The sequence below is a fragment of the Anoxybacillus sp. J5B_2022 genome, from assembly GCF_026847645.1.
Classification (GTDB): domain Bacteria; phylum Bacillota; class Bacilli; order Bacillales; family Anoxybacillaceae; genus Anoxybacteroides.
The window spans coordinates 1-17,363 of sequence record NZ_JAPSMC010000059.1; the positions used below are offsets into that span (position 1 = coordinate 1).

Annotated in this window: 20 protein-coding genes, 2 pseudogenes and 1 riboswitch; of the genes and pseudogenes, 18 read left to right on the top strand and 4 right to left on the bottom strand. The window is 40.4% G+C overall.

Going from position 1 to position 17,363, the window contains the following annotated elements; translation table 11 throughout:
• Window positions 1-192: 192 nt before the first annotated feature.
• Together M4I42_RS13655 and M4I42_RS13660 are read left to right on the top strand one after the other, a co-directional pair.
• The gene (locus M4I42_RS13655) at window positions 193-558 is read left to right on the top strand and encodes an AbrB/MazE/SpoVT family DNA-binding domain-containing protein (protein ID WP_268852683.1); all 366 of its coding nucleotides are present in this window, start codon (window positions 193-195) and stop codon (window positions 556-558) included.
• On the top strand, window positions 548-880 hold the full coding sequence (locus tag M4I42_RS13660; RefSeq protein WP_268852667.1) for a type II toxin-antitoxin system RelE/ParE family toxin: 333 nt from the start codon (window positions 548-550) through the stop codon (window positions 878-880). The genes M4I42_RS13655 and M4I42_RS13660 overlap by 11 nt, the downstream gene beginning before the upstream one ends.
• A gap of 147 nt (window positions 881-1,027) precedes the next feature.
• On the opposite strand, the gene M4I42_RS13665 is transcribed toward M4I42_RS13660, so the two are convergent.
• The gene (locus M4I42_RS13665; protein ID WP_268852668.1) at window positions 1,028-1,159 is read right to left on the bottom strand and encodes a hypothetical protein; all 132 of its coding nucleotides are present in this window, start codon (window positions 1,157-1,159) and stop codon (window positions 1,028-1,030) included.
• Window positions 1,160-1,336: 177 nt separating this feature from the next.
• Here M4I42_RS13665 and M4I42_RS13670 point away from each other — a divergent pair, with 177 nt between their 5' ends.
• The 5 genes from M4I42_RS13670 to crcB (M4I42_RS13690) all read left to right on the top strand — a co-directional run bounded on the left by M4I42_RS13670 (window position 1,337) and on the right by crcB (M4I42_RS13690) (window position 4,212).
• Window positions 1,337-1,645 (top strand): Uma2 family endonuclease, encoded by a 309-nt coding sequence (locus M4I42_RS13670; protein ID WP_442864115.1) that lies wholly within the window; start codon window positions 1,337-1,339, stop codon window positions 1,643-1,645.
• A 245-nt stretch (window positions 1,646-1,890) separates the two neighbouring features.
• Window positions 1,891-2,877: a bile acid:sodium symporter family protein gene (locus M4I42_RS13675; RefSeq protein ID WP_268852669.1), complete on the top strand. Its 987-nt coding sequence runs from the start codon at window positions 1,891-1,893 to the stop codon at window positions 2,875-2,877.
• Between the two features lie 12 nt (window positions 2,878-2,889).
• On the top strand, window positions 2,890-3,108 hold the full coding sequence (locus M4I42_RS13680) for a hypothetical protein (RefSeq protein ID WP_268852670.1): 219 nt from the start codon (window positions 2,890-2,892) through the stop codon (window positions 3,106-3,108).
• Window positions 3,109-3,331: 223 nt separating this feature from the next.
• A riboswitch (Fluoride riboswitch) is annotated at window positions 3,332-3,391 on the top strand.
• A 60-nt stretch (window positions 3,392-3,451) separates the two neighbouring features.
• Window positions 3,452-3,832, top strand: coding sequence for a fluoride efflux transporter CrcB (crcB, locus tag M4I42_RS13685; RefSeq protein WP_268852671.1), 381 nt, complete (start codon window positions 3,452-3,454; stop codon window positions 3,830-3,832).
• 17 nt (window positions 3,833-3,849) lie between these two features.
• Complete coding sequence (crcB, locus tag M4I42_RS13690; RefSeq protein ID WP_268852672.1) at window positions 3,850-4,212, top strand: fluoride efflux transporter CrcB; 363 nt, start codon at window positions 3,850-3,852, stop codon at window positions 4,210-4,212.
• 79 nt (window positions 4,213-4,291) lie between these two features.
• Here crcB (M4I42_RS13690) and M4I42_RS13695 read toward each other — a convergent pair whose 3' ends face one another.
• Entirely contained in the window at window positions 4,292-5,026 is a 735-nt protein-coding gene (locus tag M4I42_RS13695; protein ID WP_268852673.1) for a polysaccharide deacetylase family protein, read from the bottom strand.
• Between the two features lie 455 nt (window positions 5,027-5,481).
• Between M4I42_RS13695 and M4I42_RS13700 the strand changes: the two genes are divergently transcribed.
• Window positions 5,482-6,459: a LacI family DNA-binding transcriptional regulator gene (locus tag M4I42_RS13700; protein ID WP_268852674.1), complete on the top strand. Its 978-nt coding sequence runs from the start codon at window positions 5,482-5,484 to the stop codon at window positions 6,457-6,459.
• 77 nt (window positions 6,460-6,536) lie between these two features.
• Here M4I42_RS13700 and M4I42_RS13705 read toward each other — a convergent pair whose 3' ends face one another.
• Window positions 6,537-6,734: a hypothetical protein gene (locus M4I42_RS13705; RefSeq protein ID WP_268852675.1), complete on the bottom strand. Its 198-nt coding sequence runs from the start codon at window positions 6,732-6,734 to the stop codon at window positions 6,537-6,539.
• A gap of 99 nt (window positions 6,735-6,833) precedes the next feature.
• Here M4I42_RS13705 and M4I42_RS13710 point away from each other — a divergent pair, with 99 nt between their 5' ends.
• The 4 genes from M4I42_RS13710 (at window position 6,834) to M4I42_RS13725 (ending at window position 11,462) form a co-directional block, all read left to right on the top strand.
• On the top strand, window positions 6,834-8,153 hold the full coding sequence (locus M4I42_RS13710; protein WP_268852676.1) for an ABC transporter substrate-binding protein: 1,320 nt from the start codon (window positions 6,834-6,836) through the stop codon (window positions 8,151-8,153).
• Window positions 8,154-8,225: 72 nt separating this feature from the next.
• The gene (locus M4I42_RS13715) at window positions 8,226-9,107 is read left to right on the top strand and encodes a carbohydrate ABC transporter permease (RefSeq protein WP_268852677.1); all 882 of its coding nucleotides are present in this window, start codon (window positions 8,226-8,228) and stop codon (window positions 9,105-9,107) included.
• Window positions 9,107-9,934, top strand: coding sequence for a carbohydrate ABC transporter permease (locus M4I42_RS13720; RefSeq protein ID WP_268852678.1), 828 nt, complete (start codon window positions 9,107-9,109; stop codon window positions 9,932-9,934). The genes M4I42_RS13715 and M4I42_RS13720 overlap by 1 nt, the downstream gene beginning before the upstream one ends.
• Window positions 9,918-11,462 carry a glycoside hydrolase family 32 protein gene (locus tag M4I42_RS13725; RefSeq protein ID WP_268852679.1) on the top strand — a complete coding sequence of 515 codons (1,545 nt, stop codon included), beginning with the start codon at window positions 9,918-9,920 and terminating at the stop codon, window positions 11,460-11,462. The genes M4I42_RS13720 and M4I42_RS13725 overlap by 17 nt, the downstream gene beginning before the upstream one ends.
• Before the next feature lie 741 nt (window positions 11,463-12,203).
• Here M4I42_RS13725 and M4I42_RS13730 read toward each other — a convergent pair.
• Complete coding sequence (locus M4I42_RS13730) at window positions 12,204-13,487, bottom strand: IS110 family transposase (protein WP_268852680.1); 1,284 nt, start codon at window positions 13,485-13,487, stop codon at window positions 12,204-12,206.
• A gap of 191 nt (window positions 13,488-13,678) precedes the next feature.
• Between M4I42_RS13730 and M4I42_RS13735 the strand changes: the two genes are divergently transcribed.
• From M4I42_RS13735 to M4I42_RS13760, 6 genes and pseudogenes are all read left to right on the top strand, one after another.
• Complete coding sequence (locus tag M4I42_RS13735; RefSeq protein WP_268852681.1) at window positions 13,679-14,329, top strand: hypothetical protein; 651 nt, start codon at window positions 13,679-13,681, stop codon at window positions 14,327-14,329.
• A gap of 133 nt (window positions 14,330-14,462) precedes the next feature.
• Window positions 14,463-14,810, top strand: coding sequence for a hypothetical protein (locus M4I42_RS13740; protein ID WP_183251009.1), 348 nt, complete (start codon window positions 14,463-14,465; stop codon window positions 14,808-14,810).
• An 11-nt stretch (window positions 14,811-14,821) separates the two neighbouring features.
• Window positions 14,822-15,100 carry a hypothetical protein gene (locus M4I42_RS13745; RefSeq protein WP_183251008.1) on the top strand — a complete coding sequence of 93 codons (279 nt, stop codon included), beginning with the start codon at window positions 14,822-14,824 and terminating at the stop codon, window positions 15,098-15,100.
• Between the two features lie 1,297 nt (window positions 15,101-16,397).
• Window positions 16,398-16,592, top strand: a pseudogene (locus M4I42_RS17180) (DUF4351 domain-containing protein); the annotation flags it as partial.
• A gap of 130 nt (window positions 16,593-16,722) precedes the next feature.
• Window positions 16,723-16,902 carry a hypothetical protein gene (locus M4I42_RS13755; protein ID WP_268852682.1) on the top strand — a complete coding sequence of 60 codons (180 nt, stop codon included), beginning with the start codon at window positions 16,723-16,725 and terminating at the stop codon, window positions 16,900-16,902.
• 17 nt (window positions 16,903-16,919) lie between these two features.
• A pseudogene (locus M4I42_RS13760) lies at window positions 16,920-17,363 on the top strand (DUF3089 domain-containing protein); the annotation flags it as partial.

Consider the following 17,363-nt stretch of genomic DNA (forward strand, 5'->3'; position numbering starts at 1 on the left):
GGGGATTTATACGTCTAACATACATAGCTGTGCTTTTTTATGCCTATCTGCGCGAATGGGGCATTGTTTTTTGTTACATGTAAGTGATATGATAAAAACAAAGAAACAAAGAAACAAGGTTTAAGGTTATTTTTTCGAAGAGGAGGGAATACTTTGGTACTACAAAACGGCGTTGTAGAGGAGCGAGTACCGATGGACAAAGTCCCTGACCGCAAAAAAAAATTGGTAAGACGTATATCTGTATCTAGTAAAAAACAAATTACGATACCAAAAGATTTTTATGATGCGCTAGGCATTGGAGATGAAGTGTTAATTGAACTAGCGGATAATAAGCTCATTATTCGCCCGATACGTGAAGATCGTGTTGACTTTTCTGATCTTATTTTAAAAGATTTGATAAACGAAGGGTATACGGGAGAAGAACTGTACGAAGAGTTTAGATACCGTAAATCCCAACTATCCCCTGCTTTAGAAAAGATGATTTCCGAGGAAAGACCGAAGGCGAAAACGTATACGTTGGAAACATTAAAGGAGCTATTCCACGAAGATGACGAATAATCGCTTAGCATTACTTCCAAAAGCGGAAAAAGCGATCAAGAAAATAACGAAACATAATAAGGAACTGCAGGAGAGATTTTATAAATCCTTTCAGGAAATTCTTTCTCATCCGTTAGAAGCAGGGAAGATGAAGACAGGAGATTTAGCCGGAGTGTATGGTTACGATATTTATCACAAAGGGATTAACTACGAAATTGCGTATATCGTTGATTATGATGAGAATGGCAATGTCATTGTCGTTATTTTAGCCGGGACACGGGAAAATTTCTATGATGAACTTAAACGCTACATGAAAACGAACAAAATAACACCTCGTAAGTAAAATCTCTTGCACAGAAGCGGCTGGAGATTTTTTTTGCAAGGAGCTAAGCGGTGTTGAAATTAAATCCCCCATCCAATTCTTTCGGCAGGAATGGGGGATTTATACGTCTACATCGGCCTCTTGATTCATCCTTTTCCTCCAATTTGTTTAATGTTGCAGCATGTGCTGTATTTGCTCGATCGTTAAGGTGCGAATAAACTCGATGAGATCAATCGCTTGAATGCCAAATTCGTTGCATTTTTCTAAATACCGTTGATACGCTTGAGCATACATTTCCATTGATGACCGACTCCTTTCGCGTGTTTGTAGTGTTGTTAAGTGTATTGTAATATAACAGATTATAAAAATCAATATCTGTTATATAATTATTTTAGTAATGCATAACTTTATACGATTTTATTTGTGATGGTTTATGGTAAAATATTAAAGAAACAACTGTTCGAATGGATGGTGTTTTTGAGGATAGCGGAAAAGCTGCGCAATAAACGATGTTACGGCGCGCCAGATCTTGTTGTGGAAGTTCTTTCTCCGAGCACAGTGCGAAACGATCGGCTGTTGAAGCGCTATTACTATGAAAAGGCTGGTGTGAAGGAATACTGGATCGCTGATTATCAACATCAGACGATTGAAAAATATGTCCTTTGCTCCGATTCTTTGCGGCTAGAAGAAGTATATGACGATCGAAATCATCCTTTTGTTTCTACTGTGTTTCCGAATATAACGTTTTCCACGCATGATATTTTTTCGTTCCTTGCTTTTCTGTGAAAGTTACTCGTTCACGAGCAGTGATTTTCATCCTTGGGTGGCGAGCAAAAGTTGCTTATGAACGTTTTAGTAAAATCAATGAATATTTGTATGCGTGTCTATATAAGTTGCAATAAAGAATTTCCGATTTTTCGTTTCCGTTTTCATCTAAATACAAACCGATATGATATAACGTGGTGAAGTGATCCGCTGGATGTAAAACAAAATTTCAACTTATATATGATAATTAATTGGAGATGAAAACGATGTTACAAATGATAAACCGCCGCATGGAAAAGGCGTTGCCGTTCATTGTTCCATCGAGCGTCATCGTCGGGGTGCTGTTTGCCCCTGTTTTTGTTCACTATGCTTCGTTCGTTCCGTGGGTTTTTGCGCTCATTACGTTCGCAGGTAGCTTAAGGTTAAGCTTTTCGGCATTAAAACAGGCGCTTTTTCATCCTATACCGATGATAACCGTTTTGTTCTTGCTTCATGTGTTCATGCCACTTTGGGCATTGGGAATCGGACACCTTTTTTTTCGGGGGGATCACTCAACCGTTCTCGGATTATTGCTCGCCGTCGTCATTCCAACAGGGGTGACAAGCTTCATCTGGGTAGCTATTCTTCGCGGAAACCTTGCCTTTGCGTTGGCAGTCATCTTAATCGATACGTTTTTATCCCCGTTTCTTGTTCCGGGAAGTTTGCTCGTCTTTGCAGGAAACCGGGTGGAGATCGACGCTTGGAAGATGATGTCCGGTTTATTTTTTATGATTATTTTTCCGTCTTTGCTCGGGATGATCGTGAATCAATGGGCAAAGAAAGAAACGAAAGCAAGCCTAGAGGCCGTATTGTCTCCAGTTTCAAAAATTGCCTTGGCATTGGTTGTTATGATGAATAGTGCGGTTGTTTCGCCTTATTTAATCCATCCAAATCGAACTCTTTTTTCTATTGGTTTCGTCGTATTACTCATCGCCAGCTCAGGTTATTTCTTTTCGTGGATGGCAGCAAGGCTGTTGAAATTTTCACAAACCGATGCAATCGCTTTAACGTTTACGGGCGGAATGCGGAATATTAGCGCTGGTGCGGTGTTGGCAGCTACCTATTTTCCGCCGAAAGTCAGCATACCGGTTGTTCTCGGTATGCTGTTTCAACAAGTGCTTGCATCACTTTATGGTAAATTTTTAGGAAAGCATTCTAACCGAGAAACGCTTTCAAGTCTTGGAGCGATACGGACGGAACGCAGCGGACGCTAGTGGGCGCTGCGATTGGGAGCTCTTTGTTACCAACTTCGGAAAGAAGTAGTTCGTGATGTTGTCACATTTTTCCCGTGTCTCGTCGAAATATACCGCTATAATAAAGGGTGGAAAAAAGATCGCGAAAGTTTGGTGATGAAGATGCACGGAAAAAGTCATCCGCATGGTGGAACGATGATCGATTACAAACTACAATCGGAGACAGCCCATGCAGGCGTAGCCCGTCTTTAGACATGGGATGAACCGATTGCTTTGACGTAGTCAAAGATGGTATGCTACTTTTATAGAGAAGAAAAGTCCAACGTCTTGAATCGGGCGTACAGGGCGCAAAGCACCATCGAGGTGTTTGCCCATGAAAGTCTTGTGGAACAAAAGTAAGTGCTTGTACGCAGGTACAAGAGAAACTTTTCAGTACACAAGAACCCCGCGACTTTAGTCGTCGGGAGATTCAGCTAGCTACATAGGCGATGGAGTTCGCCGTAATTGCCGCGAGGCTGATGACTCCTACCAGGTTGCGCTGGTAGGGGTTTATTCATTTTAAGGAAAATATTTGCTTGTTTAGGAGGAGAAGGAATTGATTTACGTTGTTGTTGGCATTGCTGGCATGGTTGGGGCATTGCTTCGCTATTATGTAGGAGTTTCGATTCCGACCGCATGGCTTTGGGGATTTCCAGTCGGAACGTTGCTTGTAAATTTCGTTGGTTCGTTTTTGCTAAGTTGGTTTGCGACATGGTCCGCGCGCATTCCATCGTTTCCGCTTTGGATGAAAACAGGGATTGCGACAGGGTTCATTGGTTCGTTTACGACGTTTTCCACGTTTAGCGTTGATTTTCTAAAGTTAGTCCAACGTCATGCTTGGCCGATGGCTCTTGTGTATTTATTCCTTAGTTTATGGGGCGGACTGTTTTGTTCGTGGAGTGGCTATCGAATCGCGAAATTGGTTGAGAAAAAATAAAAGGTGGTGCGTAATTCGTGATTTCTGCAGCATTAGTCGTTAGTGGAGGGTTTTTCGGGGCGATTTGCCGCTTTGCCATCAGCCAGTGGTTTATTCCGCGGGTGACATCATTTCCAGTCGGTACGTTGCTCATTAATCTACTTGGTTCGTTTTTATTAGGCTGGATTACCGGAAGTGCACCTGACGAAAGTTGGCAGCTGTTTTTTGGCACTGGTTTTATGGGGGCGTTTACGACGTTTTCGACGTTTAAATGGGAAAGTATTCAAATGATCATCAATGGAGAAAAAAGAAATGGCGTTTTTTATCTCGGGATCAGCTATTTTTTCGGTATATTGTTTGCGTATGTAGGCTATCTCTTCGGCAGCTCCATAACAAGTTGAACCAGTTGGTAAATGGTGGGCCATGAACGAACAAGTAATAAACTTGTTCGTTCATGTGAATGAGCGCATGGCCGGGGGATTAAAGGTTTAGATCGCGGTAATTAGGATGAAGTTTCAATAGCTCGGAAACGGTCACGAACGTATATCCTTTTTCTTTTAAAATCGGTAAAATTTCTTTCAATGCTTGTACCGTTTGATGACGACTGCCGCTGCCGTGGTCGTGAAATAAAATGATTTGTCCTGGCTGAATATGATGAACAACGCGGCGAACAATTCTTTTCGTGCCGGGATTTTTCCAGTCGTACGTATCTTGCTCTCTTGACCACATGACGATCGTATACCCTTCGTTTCTCGCGGCGTTGATCACGTTACGGTTGTAATAGCCGAGCGGGGGACGAAATAACGTCGGACGCTTTCCGGTTATTTCGTATAAAATATTCTCGGTTTTTTTGATTTCACGAGTGACTGTCTGCTCGGATTTGCCGCGGAAATCGAGGTGTTCGTACGTATGGTTTGCCAATTCGTGCCCTTCTTGCGCTTGTCTTTTGACGATGTCGGGATATTTCTCCGCACGAAAGCCAACGACAAAAAAGGTCGCTTTAGCGTTATGTTCTTTTAAAATGGCTAAAATTTGCGGCGTATAGATGGCATCTGGTCCATCGTCAAACGTAAGGGCGACGACTTTTTTCGTTGTTGGCACGTCCCACACGATTTCTTGCTGGTCTTTGTTCGTTTTTTTCGCATCATCGGTGGTAGGGGAAATGATACCTACTACTAACATGTATAACGATATGAATAAAGACAGCATGTTCATCCTGTCATCTCCTTGCGTGCTGATGAATATAGCATGCCAAAAAAACGTTAACAAAATTCGTCGTGATTCGTTTTTTCTGTAATGAAACGTAGTGTAACAAAGGAAACGCTTATTTTTTGAAAAAGGGGAAGCGTAATGAATAGTGAACATGCACTAGTCCAAGCGCACTATATTCGCACACCTAGCTTTCGTGGTATTGCTATCATCATCTTGAGCAGTGGGTGGCGGTAAAAATTGAAACCGTTTTAACGTTTTGACATTGAATAATCTTTTTTTCATGTGGTATGCTTTTCATAGTGAGCGTTTCTTTCCTAATCTTGTCTTGTAAGGAAAGGGGTGCTCTTTTTCTGTGAAAATAACGGGTTCATGAACGGTTATTTTCATGCTTGGGTGGCGAGCAAAACTTGCTCATGGATATTTTCTGTGAATTTACTGAAGAAACAAGGAGGAGAAATATGCCCACTATTAAAGATGTGGCGCGATTAGCGGGCGTCACGGTAACAACGGTATCCCGTGTATTAAATAATCGTGGATATATTAGCGATGCAACCCGCCAAAAAGTATATCAGGCAATGGAAGAATTAAACTATCAACCAAATGAAATTGCTAGATCTCTGCATCGCCGAAAATCAAAGTTAATTGGCCTCATTATTCCGACTGTATCTCATCCGTTTTTCGGGGAATTAGCAGGTTTCATTGAATATTACGCTCATTTAATTGGTTATAAAGTGTTAATTTGCAATTCGTTGTTGGATCGAAAAAAAGAAAAAGAGTATATCGAGATGCTCAAAAGCAATCGGGTAGACGGCATTATTATGGGGAGCCATACGCTAGAAGTGGAAGAATATATGAACTTAAATTATCCGATCGTCACATTTGATCGGCGCATTAGTGAAGAAATTCCTTATATTTCCTCTGATAACTACGGTGGGGGGAAGTTGGCCACCCATTTGCTCATTCAAAAAGGATGCAAAAAAATTGCTCATATAAGCGGGAATTTACAGCTTCAATTGCTTGCCAATAAACGCTCACAAGCATTTATCGAATTAAGTAAAGAACATGGGATTGAATCGGTGATTGTTGAAACGGACCTGAATGTTTTTGACATCACTCAATACGAAGCGATGATTCGAAATTTGTTAGAAAAACACCCCGATATCGATGGTGTTTTTGCGAGTAGTGATGTCATGGCGGCCTATTTTATTCAAATCGGTTATTTCTTGAATAGACGGATTCCTGAACATATTAAAATTGTTGGATACGATGATATTAAGCTTGCTTCGTTATTTGTTCCGCCACTCACGACCATTCGTCAACCGATTGAAGAGATGGCGAAATGTGCGGTTGAATTGATTGTGAAGCAAGTAAACGAAGAGCCGTTTGAACGTGAGAATGTGTTTCCGGTAGAGTTGATCGAACGGTTGACGACGTGATGATGTAGGGAAGGTGTTGAAAGTGATAAACGTTTCAACACCTTTTTTGTAAGGTAAGAAAGTATAAAATGTTACAATTAGGTGGGGAGCTGTCTAGCTCCAAGCGCCATCGGTGTGATGCGATCCGCCCCTTCTTTCGGCGGCAACACATGGAGAAACTTCAGTGATTTTGCCCACGCAGAACCAAGCCGTGCTTGGTTCGAGCGCTCCTCGGTGGGGCTTGTGCGATCTTCGCCGATAGGCGGGCGCTTTGCGCTTTTCTTACAATATATCAATCGTTTAACATTTTTTATGTCAAACGATTGACATATTGAAACCGCTTTAATATAATCACGGTAGAAGGACAAATATTTTTAAAAAGAGGGGGAACTAATTTGAGCAAACTAAAAATGATGTCAGCCGCAGTATTATCTTTATCCTTACTGTTGGCAGGATGTGGGAATTCCGCGAAGGAAAGTCAACAGTCTGAACAAAAGAAAACAAGTAGTTCAGAAGTGAAAATTACGTTTTTGAATTCGAAAGGTGAAATTCAAGCACAGCTTGAAGAAGCAGCAAAAGAATTTAGCAAAGAAAATCCTGGAATAACATTAGAAGTAATCCCAGCTGCTGCAGGCCAGTCCCCATTTGAAAAGGTAACATCGATGTATGCATCGGGAAATGCACCGACAATTGCAATGGTGGATCCAGGTGATGTGAAAAAATTTGCCGATAAGGCGCTTGATTTATCAAAAGAAAAATGGGTGAATGATGCTATTGATGGTAGTTTAGATGATGCGAAGACAGAAGATGGAAAGATTCTTGCCTTCCCGTTTGCGGTTGAAGGATATGGTTTAATTTATAACAAAGCCGTTCTTGATAAAGCAGTAGGCGGAAACTTTGACCCTGCTTCGATTAAAACGAGAAAAGACTTGGCAGAATTAATCAAAAAAATTCAAAAAACAGGAGTAGCTTCCAATTTGTTATCTCCAATGGATTGGTCGTTAGGGGCTCATTATTTAACAATTGGTTATAGCGTACAATCAAATAAGTTTGAAGAAGTGGAAGCGTTTTTAACAAACCTTAAAGAAGGAAAAGAAGATTTGACGAAAAACGAAAAATTAAACGGGCTATTAGATACGTTTGATTTATTAAAAGAAAATAACATTAATAAGAAAGATCCGATGTCAGGAACGTATGAGCAAGGACCAGAGTTATTAGGAAAAGGAAAAGTCGGTCTTTGGTTTATGGGGAACTGGGCATGGCCGCAAATTAAAGGATTTGATACAACAAACGGCAACTACGGTTTCTTGCCAGTGCCAATTAGCGATAATCCAGATGACTATGGTAACTCGCAAATCTCTGTTGGTGTAACGAAGCGCTTGATCATTGACAAAGAGCAAAACTCCCCTGAACAACAAGCAGCAGCGAAAAAGTTTTTAGAGTGGCTAGTATATAATGAAAAAGGGCAAGACTTTTTAGTCAATAAGGCGAACATCATCCCAGCGTTCAAAAATATTACATTAGAGCCGCAAGATCCATTAGCGAAATCGATTAAAGCGTATATGAACAATAATAAAACGCTTCGATCTATGGTTACGCTTCCACCTGACCATTGGTCTCAAGTTGGTGCGTTCATGCAACAATATTTAGACAATAAAATCGATCGAAAACAATTGTTGAAGCAAATTGAAGGTTACTGGAAATCACAACAATAATAGAGTTTTAGTTTATGTGGAATAACGGGTTTAGCCGTTATTCCACAACTTTTAGCAAGGAGATGACGATGAATGTCCAGCCAAAAATTTTTCGATAAATTGAAAATTCAGCTGTTATTCTCAGGCCCTACATTATTCGCTTTTTTTACGGTTGTTATTTTACCGTTTTTATATGGAATTTATTTGACGTTTACCAACTGGGACGGAGTTTCCGCGAATCACTCGTTTGTCGGATTGAAGAACTATTTAGCGGTGCTAGATGACACTGCGTTTTGGACATCGCTGTATAAAACGATGAAATATGTTCTACTAACGGTTATTTTGATTAATGTCGTCGGGTTTTTTTTGGCGTATATGTTGACAACAGAAATTCGTGGAAAAAATTTATTTCGAGCGGGCTTCTTTACGCCTAACTTAATAGGAGGCATTATACTCGGATTTCTTTGGCAGTTCATTTTTTCGAACGTACTTGTTTACATTGGCGAGCATTTTAAAATCGGCATTTTCTCCTCTTCATGGTTGGCAGATCCGGACAAAGCGTTTTGGACGCTTGTCATTGTGACAACTTGGCAATATTCTGGCTACATGATGGTCATTTATATAGCGGGATTAATGAATATCCCTAAAGAATTGTTAGAAGCAGCAAGCATTGACGGTGCGAACGCGTTTGTTCGGTTGCGGAAGATTATTTTGCCGCTGATGGTTCCATCGTTTATTGTTTGCGTGTTTTTATCTCTTCAAAGAGGGTTTATGGTGTATGATTTAAATATTGCGTTAACGAATGGAGGTCCGTATAAGAGCACACAGCTCGTGTCGATGTATGTGTATCAAAAAGCATTTTTATCACAAAAGTACGGAGCGGGACAAGCAGAGGCGTTTGTTTTGTTTCTCATTGTAGCCATCGTTACACTGATTCAAGTGTATGTGAGCAAGAAGCGGGAGGTTGAAGCGTAATGAACGTATCAAAAACCTTAATGAAAGCGATGCGATATTTTGTTTTAGTTGTTTTTTTCTGTCTATATATTTTGCCATTTATATTAGTGTTACTGAATTCTTTAAAAGAGCGAACGGAGATCATTTCCAATCCATTGTCCATACCTAAATCGATCAATTTTGCGAACTATTTAAGTGCCATGGAAAAGATGAATTTTGCGAATAGCTTTATGAATTCGTTGATTATTACAGTGTTTAGTGTAGCGTTGATTACGATTTTTTCAGCGATGACTGCTTATGTTTTTGTCCGTATTCAAAGTAAGTTGAATAAGTTTTTGTTTTTCTTAATGGTCGCTTCCATGATCATTCCTTTCCAAGCGATTATGATTCCGCTTGTCCAAATTTATGGATCGATTGGCTTTTTAAATAGCAAGTGGGCATTGATTTATATGTATATCGGGTTCGGTGCATCGTTAGCTGTTTTTATTTATCATGGATTAATTAAGAGCATTCCACTGGAATTAGAAGAGGCGGCGATGATTGACGGGGCATCACGTTTGCAAATCTTTTTTCAAGTAGTGTTTCCATTATTGAAACCAACAACGATGACGATTGTGATTTTAAATGTTCTTTGGATTTGGAATGACTTTTTATTACCGTCCCTTGTTTTAATTAAGCCGGAAGAGCGGACATTGCCACTGTCTACGTTCTACTTTTTCGGGACATATTCTGTCGATTACGGATTATTAATGGCTGGATTAGTAGTGACGATCATTCCAGTGATCATTGTTTACTTGTTTACCCAAAGATATATTATTCAAGGGGTTATGAATGGTTCGATTAAATGATGTAGAAAGGTTGGTTGCATTGTCTAGACATGAGGAAATGGTAAAGGAAGCAGAAACACGAGTACAACGAGCAAAAGAAAAAATGGACGGCACGTATCGGTTAGCATACCATATTATGGCACCGGTTCACTGGATGAACGACCCAAATGGACTCATTCAATGGAACGGGGAATACCATGTGTTCTATCAGTTTCATCCGGATAGTCCAAAGTGGGGGCCGATGCATTGGGGGCATGTGAAAAGTAAAGACCTTGTGCATTGGGAGCGTGCACCGATTGCGCTTGCGCCGAGTGAATGGTACGACGAAGGCGGCTGCTTCTCGGGAAGCGCGGTGAATGATAATGGAGTTCTCACACTTATTTACACCGGAAATGTTTGGCTGAATGAGGAACAAACGGAATTGAAGCAATATCAATGTTTAGCGACAAGCAAAGACGGCATCCATTTTGAAAAAGACCCGGCCAATCCGGTACTTTCCGAGCCTCCGTTTGACTGCCAAGGTCATATTCGCGATCCAAAAGTGTGGAAACGTGGCGACGACTGGTATATGGTGCTCGGTACAAGAGAGGGGAATAACGGAAAAGTCGTTTTATACAAGTCGAAAGATCTGCGTCAGTGGGAATATGTCAACATCCTTGCACAAAGCGATGGTAGCTTAGGATACATGTGGGAATGTCCTGATGTATTCCGTTTGAACGGCAAAGATATATTACTATTTTCACCGCAAGGGATGGAGCCTGTCGGCGACCGCTTTCAAAACCTTCATCAAACCGGTTACCTTGTCGGAACGCTTGATGAGGAAACAGGGAAACTGACACACGGAGCGTTTGAAGAACTCGATAAGGGATTTGATTTTTACGCAGCGCAAACGTTTGAAGATGAACGAGGACGACGAATTTTGTTCGGCTGGATGGATATGTGGGAGTCTCCGATGCCGACGCAAGAACACGGATGGGCGGGCGCGTTAACGATTCCGCGTCTTTTGGAATTGACAGATGATGAGAAACTTTTGATGAAGCCGGTGCCGGAGTTGCAATTATTGCGCGAAGAGCATACGCATCTGGAATCGATCTCAGTAAAACAACATGAAGCAACATACACAGTCCCTGTCGAAGGCGATCGGCTTGAGTTGCTCGTTCGCTTTTCGTTAACCGATTTTCGTGGGAATGCATTTGGTGTCAAAGTGCGCTGTTCGAGTGGCTGTTCGAGTGATGGAAGCGAAGAAACGATCTTCCGCTATGATGTGAAAGACTCCATCGTCACGTTTGACCGAAACCGTTCCGGAAAAGGAGAGGGCGGCACTCGTCGAGCGGTGCTAGATGGACAGTTAGGAGATGTCATTACGTTTCATTTCTTTATCGATCGCTCATCTGTCGAACTATTTGTCAACGGCGGCCGGCTTGTCATGACAGGGAGGATTTATCCATCCGAAACGAGTCAAGGAATCGAATTATTTGCAGAAGGTGGGGATTTAACGGTACATTCTGTTGATATATGGACGCTGAAAGATATTTGGCGCGAGGAATAAAAATCGCCCACCTTTGTCGTGGGCGATTTATACATATTTGCTGATCGCTTCATTGAATTGTTTTTGCACATCTTTGTCATGGATAAGTTTTTTGTAATTTGTTCTTGAAATAAACATGTGGCAATGCGGTGGTCTTTTAATATATGCCTTATAGTGTTTCGATCGAACGGTTTTTGTGGTGCAATAATTCCTATTTCTTGCAGATGTTTTAATTTTCGTTTTGCGGTGATGTAATTAAACTGACCTAACAACAAAAAATCTAACAATCCACCCACCATTTCAAAACATAACTTGAATAGCGTTTCCATCTTCCTCTCCGTCCTCTTTGCTATTTTTGATATATCACTTAAATTTTACCTCCCTCTAGAAATGTTGATATATCAAGGTTTCTTGGCATCTTAGGGGTGCCAAAAAAATATTTTTCGACAAAACTCATCACATACTTTTGCATTTTTGTTGATATCTAACAATCTAGGGTGCGCTTCGCGGTCACTGCTTGGTATTTTTTCCTTCAGTGGATGGATGTGTATGCGATGCACCTTGGATCTCTGCATTGCTGATGAGGACGAACCCTCCCATGTCTCTGGGCATCCATGTGCCAACATTCCTTCGTTCGGTCTCTTCACCAGGCAGAGGCCGGCTAAGCTTTCTTAGGGACTCGAGGTCGAATGGAGAAAATCGTGCCAGCTTCTCCGTGTCATCTGGTTGTTCAGAACACTCTTTTTGTCAAAGGAGGCGGCTTTAGGCTGCCTGTGCTTGAGTGGAGGAGAAGATATCTTTCATCATTCGTTCCTCATCAAATGCTTGTTGTTTCACACAAACCGCGTATAGAACCTTCAATAGCTTGCCACATAACACGACGATGGATTGCTTCTTACGCAACGGATTGACAGGACGTGTCGTATAGTACTCGTGTAAGGCCCGAAACGCCTTGTTATGACGAATGAGTGGGATCATCACCCGAAAGAGAAGAGTGCGTAGCCGTCTTCGCCCTCGCTTCGAGATTCGTTTTTGTCCCTTGTGTTGTCCTGACGAGTTTTCCTTCAACGTCAAGCCCGCTAATTTAATCAGCTGGCGCGGATCTTGGTACTGTTGAAAACTCCCGATTTCCGACAATAGTTCTACAATCGTCGCATCGCCTAACCCTGGGATCGTTTGAAGCCATTCGTACTCCATCGTTGTTTGTGCAAGGGCAACTAACTCTTCCGTCAACGATGCGATCTCTTGTTCCAATTGGCGATATCGGCGAACCAACGTGGCAATTTGGATACGGGCCATCTGTTGTCCTTCCGTGATGCCAATCGAATGGCGAGAGACCTTGATCAGCTGTTGAATTTTCGGTTTTTGCGGACATTTTAGTCCTTCGCTTTGACGGTATCGCTCCATGAGTCCTTCGACCGTCTGATCGGCGATATCCATCGGAAACGGCGTGTGTTCTAAAACCGCCAATGCGAGTTTTCCGAACGACGGAAACACTTGCACAAACTCAGGGAAGTACTGATCCAGCCAACGAATCATTTGATTGAGGACGGCATTCCGTTCCTTGATCAGCGATTCTCGAAACGTGGTTCCTGCCCGTAATTCTGCCTCCACCTCGTGGAGAATGCGTGGATAGCTAAAGCGTCCGTCTTTGACGAGCCTTGCGATGACGAGGGCGTCTTTGGCGTCATGCTTCGTCGGTAAGTTGTCGTCCAGTTCTTTCGACCGTTTGACGTGCATCGGGTTGACCATGACCAAAGGGATCCCTTTTTCCTCGAGAAAATGGGCAAGGTTCAACCAGTAATGTCCGGTCGGTTCGATTCCGACGATCACTTCCGTTTTACCAAATTCCCTCATCGCCTCTTGAATCAACGCATAAAACTGCTCGAATCCGGCTCTCGACTGGAGCACTGGAACCCTCTTCTTGAGTTCTCTTCCCCGCGCGTCCACCATCGCCGCGAAATGTTTTTGCTTGGCAATATCCATTCCAATCACTAATGTTTGATCCGTGACTTGTTCAATTTTGCGATTTTGTGTACAATTCATAGTAAGTCCTCCTTGGTTTGATGATAGGTGTTTGTTGGTACCCCTGCATCATACCAAGAGGGCTTTTTTCTTTCAAGTCCCCCAAAACCTTTCTAACAGGAATGCTTTTTTCATCGTAATATATTGACAAAAAAAAAAAAAATAAGGATAAAATTTTATTGTGAATATTGCGACGATTGGGTGTGTTTGTTGTGAAATTGTATTTACCTTTTTTAAGGGAGATTGAGGTGAAGTTCAAGGAAAATTCTTGTCGTATCGAGTCGACTGATGGTTTTTTTGATTTAGGTCATGTAATAGAAAAGGGGGATGAGAAGGACGAAAATATAGTAAGTATTTTCTTTAGGAAGCAGAAAATTCTAGAAATAAACATCAACCTATTAGCAAAAATGAATGAGGATTTTAAGGATACTAACTTGGTTAGATGTTTAACATGTATGGGAGTGGGAAAAAATGTTCAAGAGGTACTTTTTCCAGTGCATCCAACAAGTGATTTTAGCATAAACGATCAAGAATTATGTATTTTCATGGAATTTTCTTGTATTAAAAGAGACATACCTGTCGTCATAATTATCGAACATAATAGTGAATTTGTATACGGAAATATAGACGTTATACCAGCTGGAAAAAGTGAAAATTATCATAGAACTTTCGTACATGTTATTTTGCTTGATCATAAGCAACTCCTAGAGCATGTTCAAGGAACGAGCGAATATAAATTTTTTTTGTATTTGTTAAATGGTAGGAAGCTGGCTGAAGGTGTTTTTCGTATAAGGCGAGAAAAGCTCTCATATGGTAAGAAGTATCCCGATCTTTATAGCTATCATTTTGATGAAAAAATATAAGAGGCACTGCTTTGATTTTTCTTAGGGATATGTAAGGATAAGGAGGCTTTTTATATAAATAAATGATTCTATGGAATACAGCTATTCATTACTTATCACTACATTTCATTTCTAGTGGAAAGGATGGTTAGCAATGTCTACATGGAATAGAATTGAATCAGGAATTAAACAAGGATTAAAGGATGTAGCAGCTTCTTATGGAATTAATTGGAGTGGTGCTGCTAATACTGCTAGTAAGGTAGGTCCGGCTACAGTAGGTGCCCGTAATGGTTGGAGAGAAACAGAAGCAGAAGTGAGAACTAAGATATCCCAAGCAGAAACGAGATTGGCAGCTGGGAGAATTGAAAAGGCAGCAACACAAACGATGATCAAAGGAGCAGCTAAAGGAGCGATCAAAGCAATAGGAATATGGGGATTCATACCTGATATCGTTATATTTGCGAATGGTTTTAGAAAAGGGTACTCAGCTGCAGGCAACTAGGAGGGCTTATAGTGGGAGCTTACGAAATAAACGGAATTTTCCTCGTGGTCTTTATCTATTGGCAACTATTTTATGCTGTTAAGAAAAAGGATACTAGTCATATTGTTTACGTTGTTGCTCCTATATTATTAATGTTTATCTTTATTTATACAACTCTTTTTGATTTCATTCCCCCTTATCTACGTATCGGGATTGTTGTTATTGTATATATGTTGCTTATTGTAGTTGGTTTTAGAAATGCAAAGAGGGAAATTAAAGAAGCAAAATTTAGAAACAAGAATGATGCGTAACTTGTGATGCTAGTTGAACCCTAACGCTCGACTAGCACTACGAGGTATCGCCATTTTCATTAGATTACAGGTCAAAGAAATTAAAGGTAAATTGCGAAGTAGAAAGGATACGTAAGAACTATTGAATAGTGCCATGATACACAATGGGTTATAGAGAGATGCAAATGGCAGCTAAAGGAGCGATCAAAGCGATAGGAATATGGGGATTCATACCTGATATCTTTATATTTGCGAATGGTTTTAGAAAAGGGTACTCAGCTGCAGGCAACTAGGAGGGCTAGTAATGGGTGCTTATGAAATATATGGATTTTTCCTTGTGATCCTAATCTATTCTCAACTGTTTCGTATCATCAAGACGAAAGAAATTGACTATGTTTATGCAATAATCCCTATATTACTGGGATTTATTCTTTTTTACACGTCTATCTTTAACTTTATTCGTCTTTATATACGTGTCTTAGTGGTTGTTGTAGTGTTTATATTGTGTATAGCAATTTTTATTAGATTACAGATCACAGAAATTAAAGCTAAGCTACGCAACAAAAAGGACATATGAAAATCCTCGAACTGTGATTTGAAAATGATGGTACAAAAAATAGATTTTGCTACTGTGGTTGGAGAGAAACGTTAGTCAACAGAGCGATCAAAGCGATGGGAATATGGGGATTCATACCTGATATAGCGATATTTGCGAATGGCTTTAGAAAAGGGTATTCTGCTTCTGGGAATTAGGGGGAAGAGATCTATAATGAGATCCTATGAAATATACGGAATTTTTGTCGTCATCCTCATCTTCTATTGGCTATTGGAGAGATCTATAGTGGAATCTCATGAAATATACGGAATTTATAATGTCATTCTCATCTTCTATTGGTTATTCGCGATTGTTAAGGAAAAGAACGTTGTTTATGTTTATGGAATCATCCCTACATTACTGTGGCTAGTTCTTTTCTACACTTCTCTTTTTAGTTTCATTCCGTTTCATATACGTGTTGTAATTTTAATCATTGCTTTAGTACTACTTTTTGTACTTTTTGTAATCAAGATTAGATTTGATATTAAGGAAATTAAAGCTGAGCTGCGTAATAAAAGGGATACGTGATATTATGGTAAGTATGTATGGGTGTTTATGCGCATTGGTCGCAGTGCCTGTCACTTTCCGAGGATTATCGAGATTTGAAGAAACAGAGAGTCATCGTACTCTCTGTTTGTTTTTGTAAAAAATATGGATGGGAGAGGAGGAGTTTCGAGTGTTTCATCGAAAAAGTATGTGAAGTTTTCGGAAAGGATGCAATATATGGAAGTCGACTACGATCGGTTGTTTAAAGAGCTGCTCCAAACGTTTTTTGAAGAGTTTATTCTTCTCTTTTTCCCGCAAGTGCATGAGCATATTGATTTTCAGTGCGTGTCGTTTTTGTCGGAAGAACTGTTTACGGATGTGACGGCAGGAGAGAAGTATCGTGCCGATCTACTGGTCGAAACGAAGTTGAAATGAACGAATTGAATTAAACAAACAGTTTTGTTTTTGCACATATTAGTCAGGTTGGAATTGGATGAAGCAAAGCAGCGGCTGTTGCTCGGTTTTTTTGAAACAGATGTGAAATTGTTGGAGGAAATGTTCTATGAGTAAAAAGTTTATTGATCTGCATCGAGAATTTTTACAATTACTTGAGCAAAAAGAATGGAAAAAGGCGCTCATTCTTTCGGAAAAGGCTGAAGTTTTGTATCGCGAGAAGATTTATTATACGAGTTTTTGGAAATCTTGTTTGTTAGCTCAGCTTAATCAGCCTACGAAGCATTAACACAGTTAAAACTAGCAATGGAGCAAGGTGTCTGGTGGAACCCGGAAACGTTATTAACTGAAGAAATGTTAAGTCCAATTAAAGATAAGGAAGAATTTCAGCACATCGTGCAAATATGCAAACAGCGTTGGCAAGAGCAACAAAAACTGTCATTTCCAGAACTTTATGTTATAGGAAATAACAAAGACAAAACAGCCATTTTGTCATTACATTGGCGAAAAGATAATGCGCGTGATTTTGCGGAATATTGGAAAAATGAAGAGCTGCTTAAACAATACATATTTGGTTTTGCACAATCTTCTCAAGTTTGCGGATATGAAACTTTTTGCTGGGATGATAAGAAAACAGCGATAAAAGATATTGAACATTTGTATCACCTTTTTCAAAACAACTATTTAACGAAAGAAAATGAAATCATACTAGCCGGCGCTTCACAAGGTGGCAAGCTTGCAATTGAACTA

What these genes read in the sequence shown, in the direction of transcription:
- M4I42_RS13675 (WP_268852669.1), top strand. Translation starts at nt 1,891, where the DNA reads ATGTTACAAATGATAAACCGCCGCATGGAAAAGGCGTTGCCGTTCATT.
- M4I42_RS13720 (WP_268852678.1), top strand. Translation starts at nt 9,107, where the DNA reads ATGAACGTATCAAAAACCTTAATGAAAGCGATGCGATATTTTGTTTTA.
- M4I42_RS13665 (WP_268852668.1), bottom strand. Translation starts at nt 1,159, where the DNA reads ATGGAAATGTATGCTCAAGCGTATCAACGGTATTTAGAAAAATGCAAC.
- M4I42_RS13660 (WP_268852667.1), top strand. Translation starts at nt 548, where the DNA reads ATGACGAATAATCGCTTAGCATTACTTCCAAAAGCGGAAAAAGCGATC.
- M4I42_RS13725 (WP_268852679.1), top strand. Translation starts at nt 9,918, where the DNA reads ATGGTTCGATTAAATGATGTAGAAAGGTTGGTTGCATTGTCTAGACAT.
- M4I42_RS13740 (WP_183251009.1), top strand. Translation starts at nt 14,463, where the DNA reads ATGTCTACATGGAATAGAATTGAATCAGGAATTAAACAAGGATTAAAG.
- M4I42_RS13715 (WP_268852677.1), top strand. Translation starts at nt 8,226, where the DNA reads ATGTCCAGCCAAAAATTTTTCGATAAATTGAAAATTCAGCTGTTATTC.
- M4I42_RS13730 (WP_268852680.1), bottom strand. Translation starts at nt 13,487, where the DNA reads ATGAATTGTACACAAAATCGCAAAATTGAACAAGTCACGGATCAAACA.
- M4I42_RS13700 (WP_268852674.1), top strand. Translation starts at nt 5,482, where the DNA reads ATGCCCACTATTAAAGATGTGGCGCGATTAGCGGGCGTCACGGTAACA.
- M4I42_RS13755 (WP_268852682.1), top strand. Translation starts at nt 16,723, where the DNA reads ATGAGTAAAAAGTTTATTGATCTGCATCGAGAATTTTTACAATTACTT.
- M4I42_RS13655 (WP_268852683.1), top strand. Translation starts at nt 193, where the DNA reads ATGGACAAAGTCCCTGACCGCAAAAAAAAATTGGTAAGACGTATATCT.
- M4I42_RS13695 (WP_268852673.1), bottom strand. Translation starts at nt 5,026, where the DNA reads ATGAACATGCTGTCTTTATTCATATCGTTATACATGTTAGTAGTAGGT.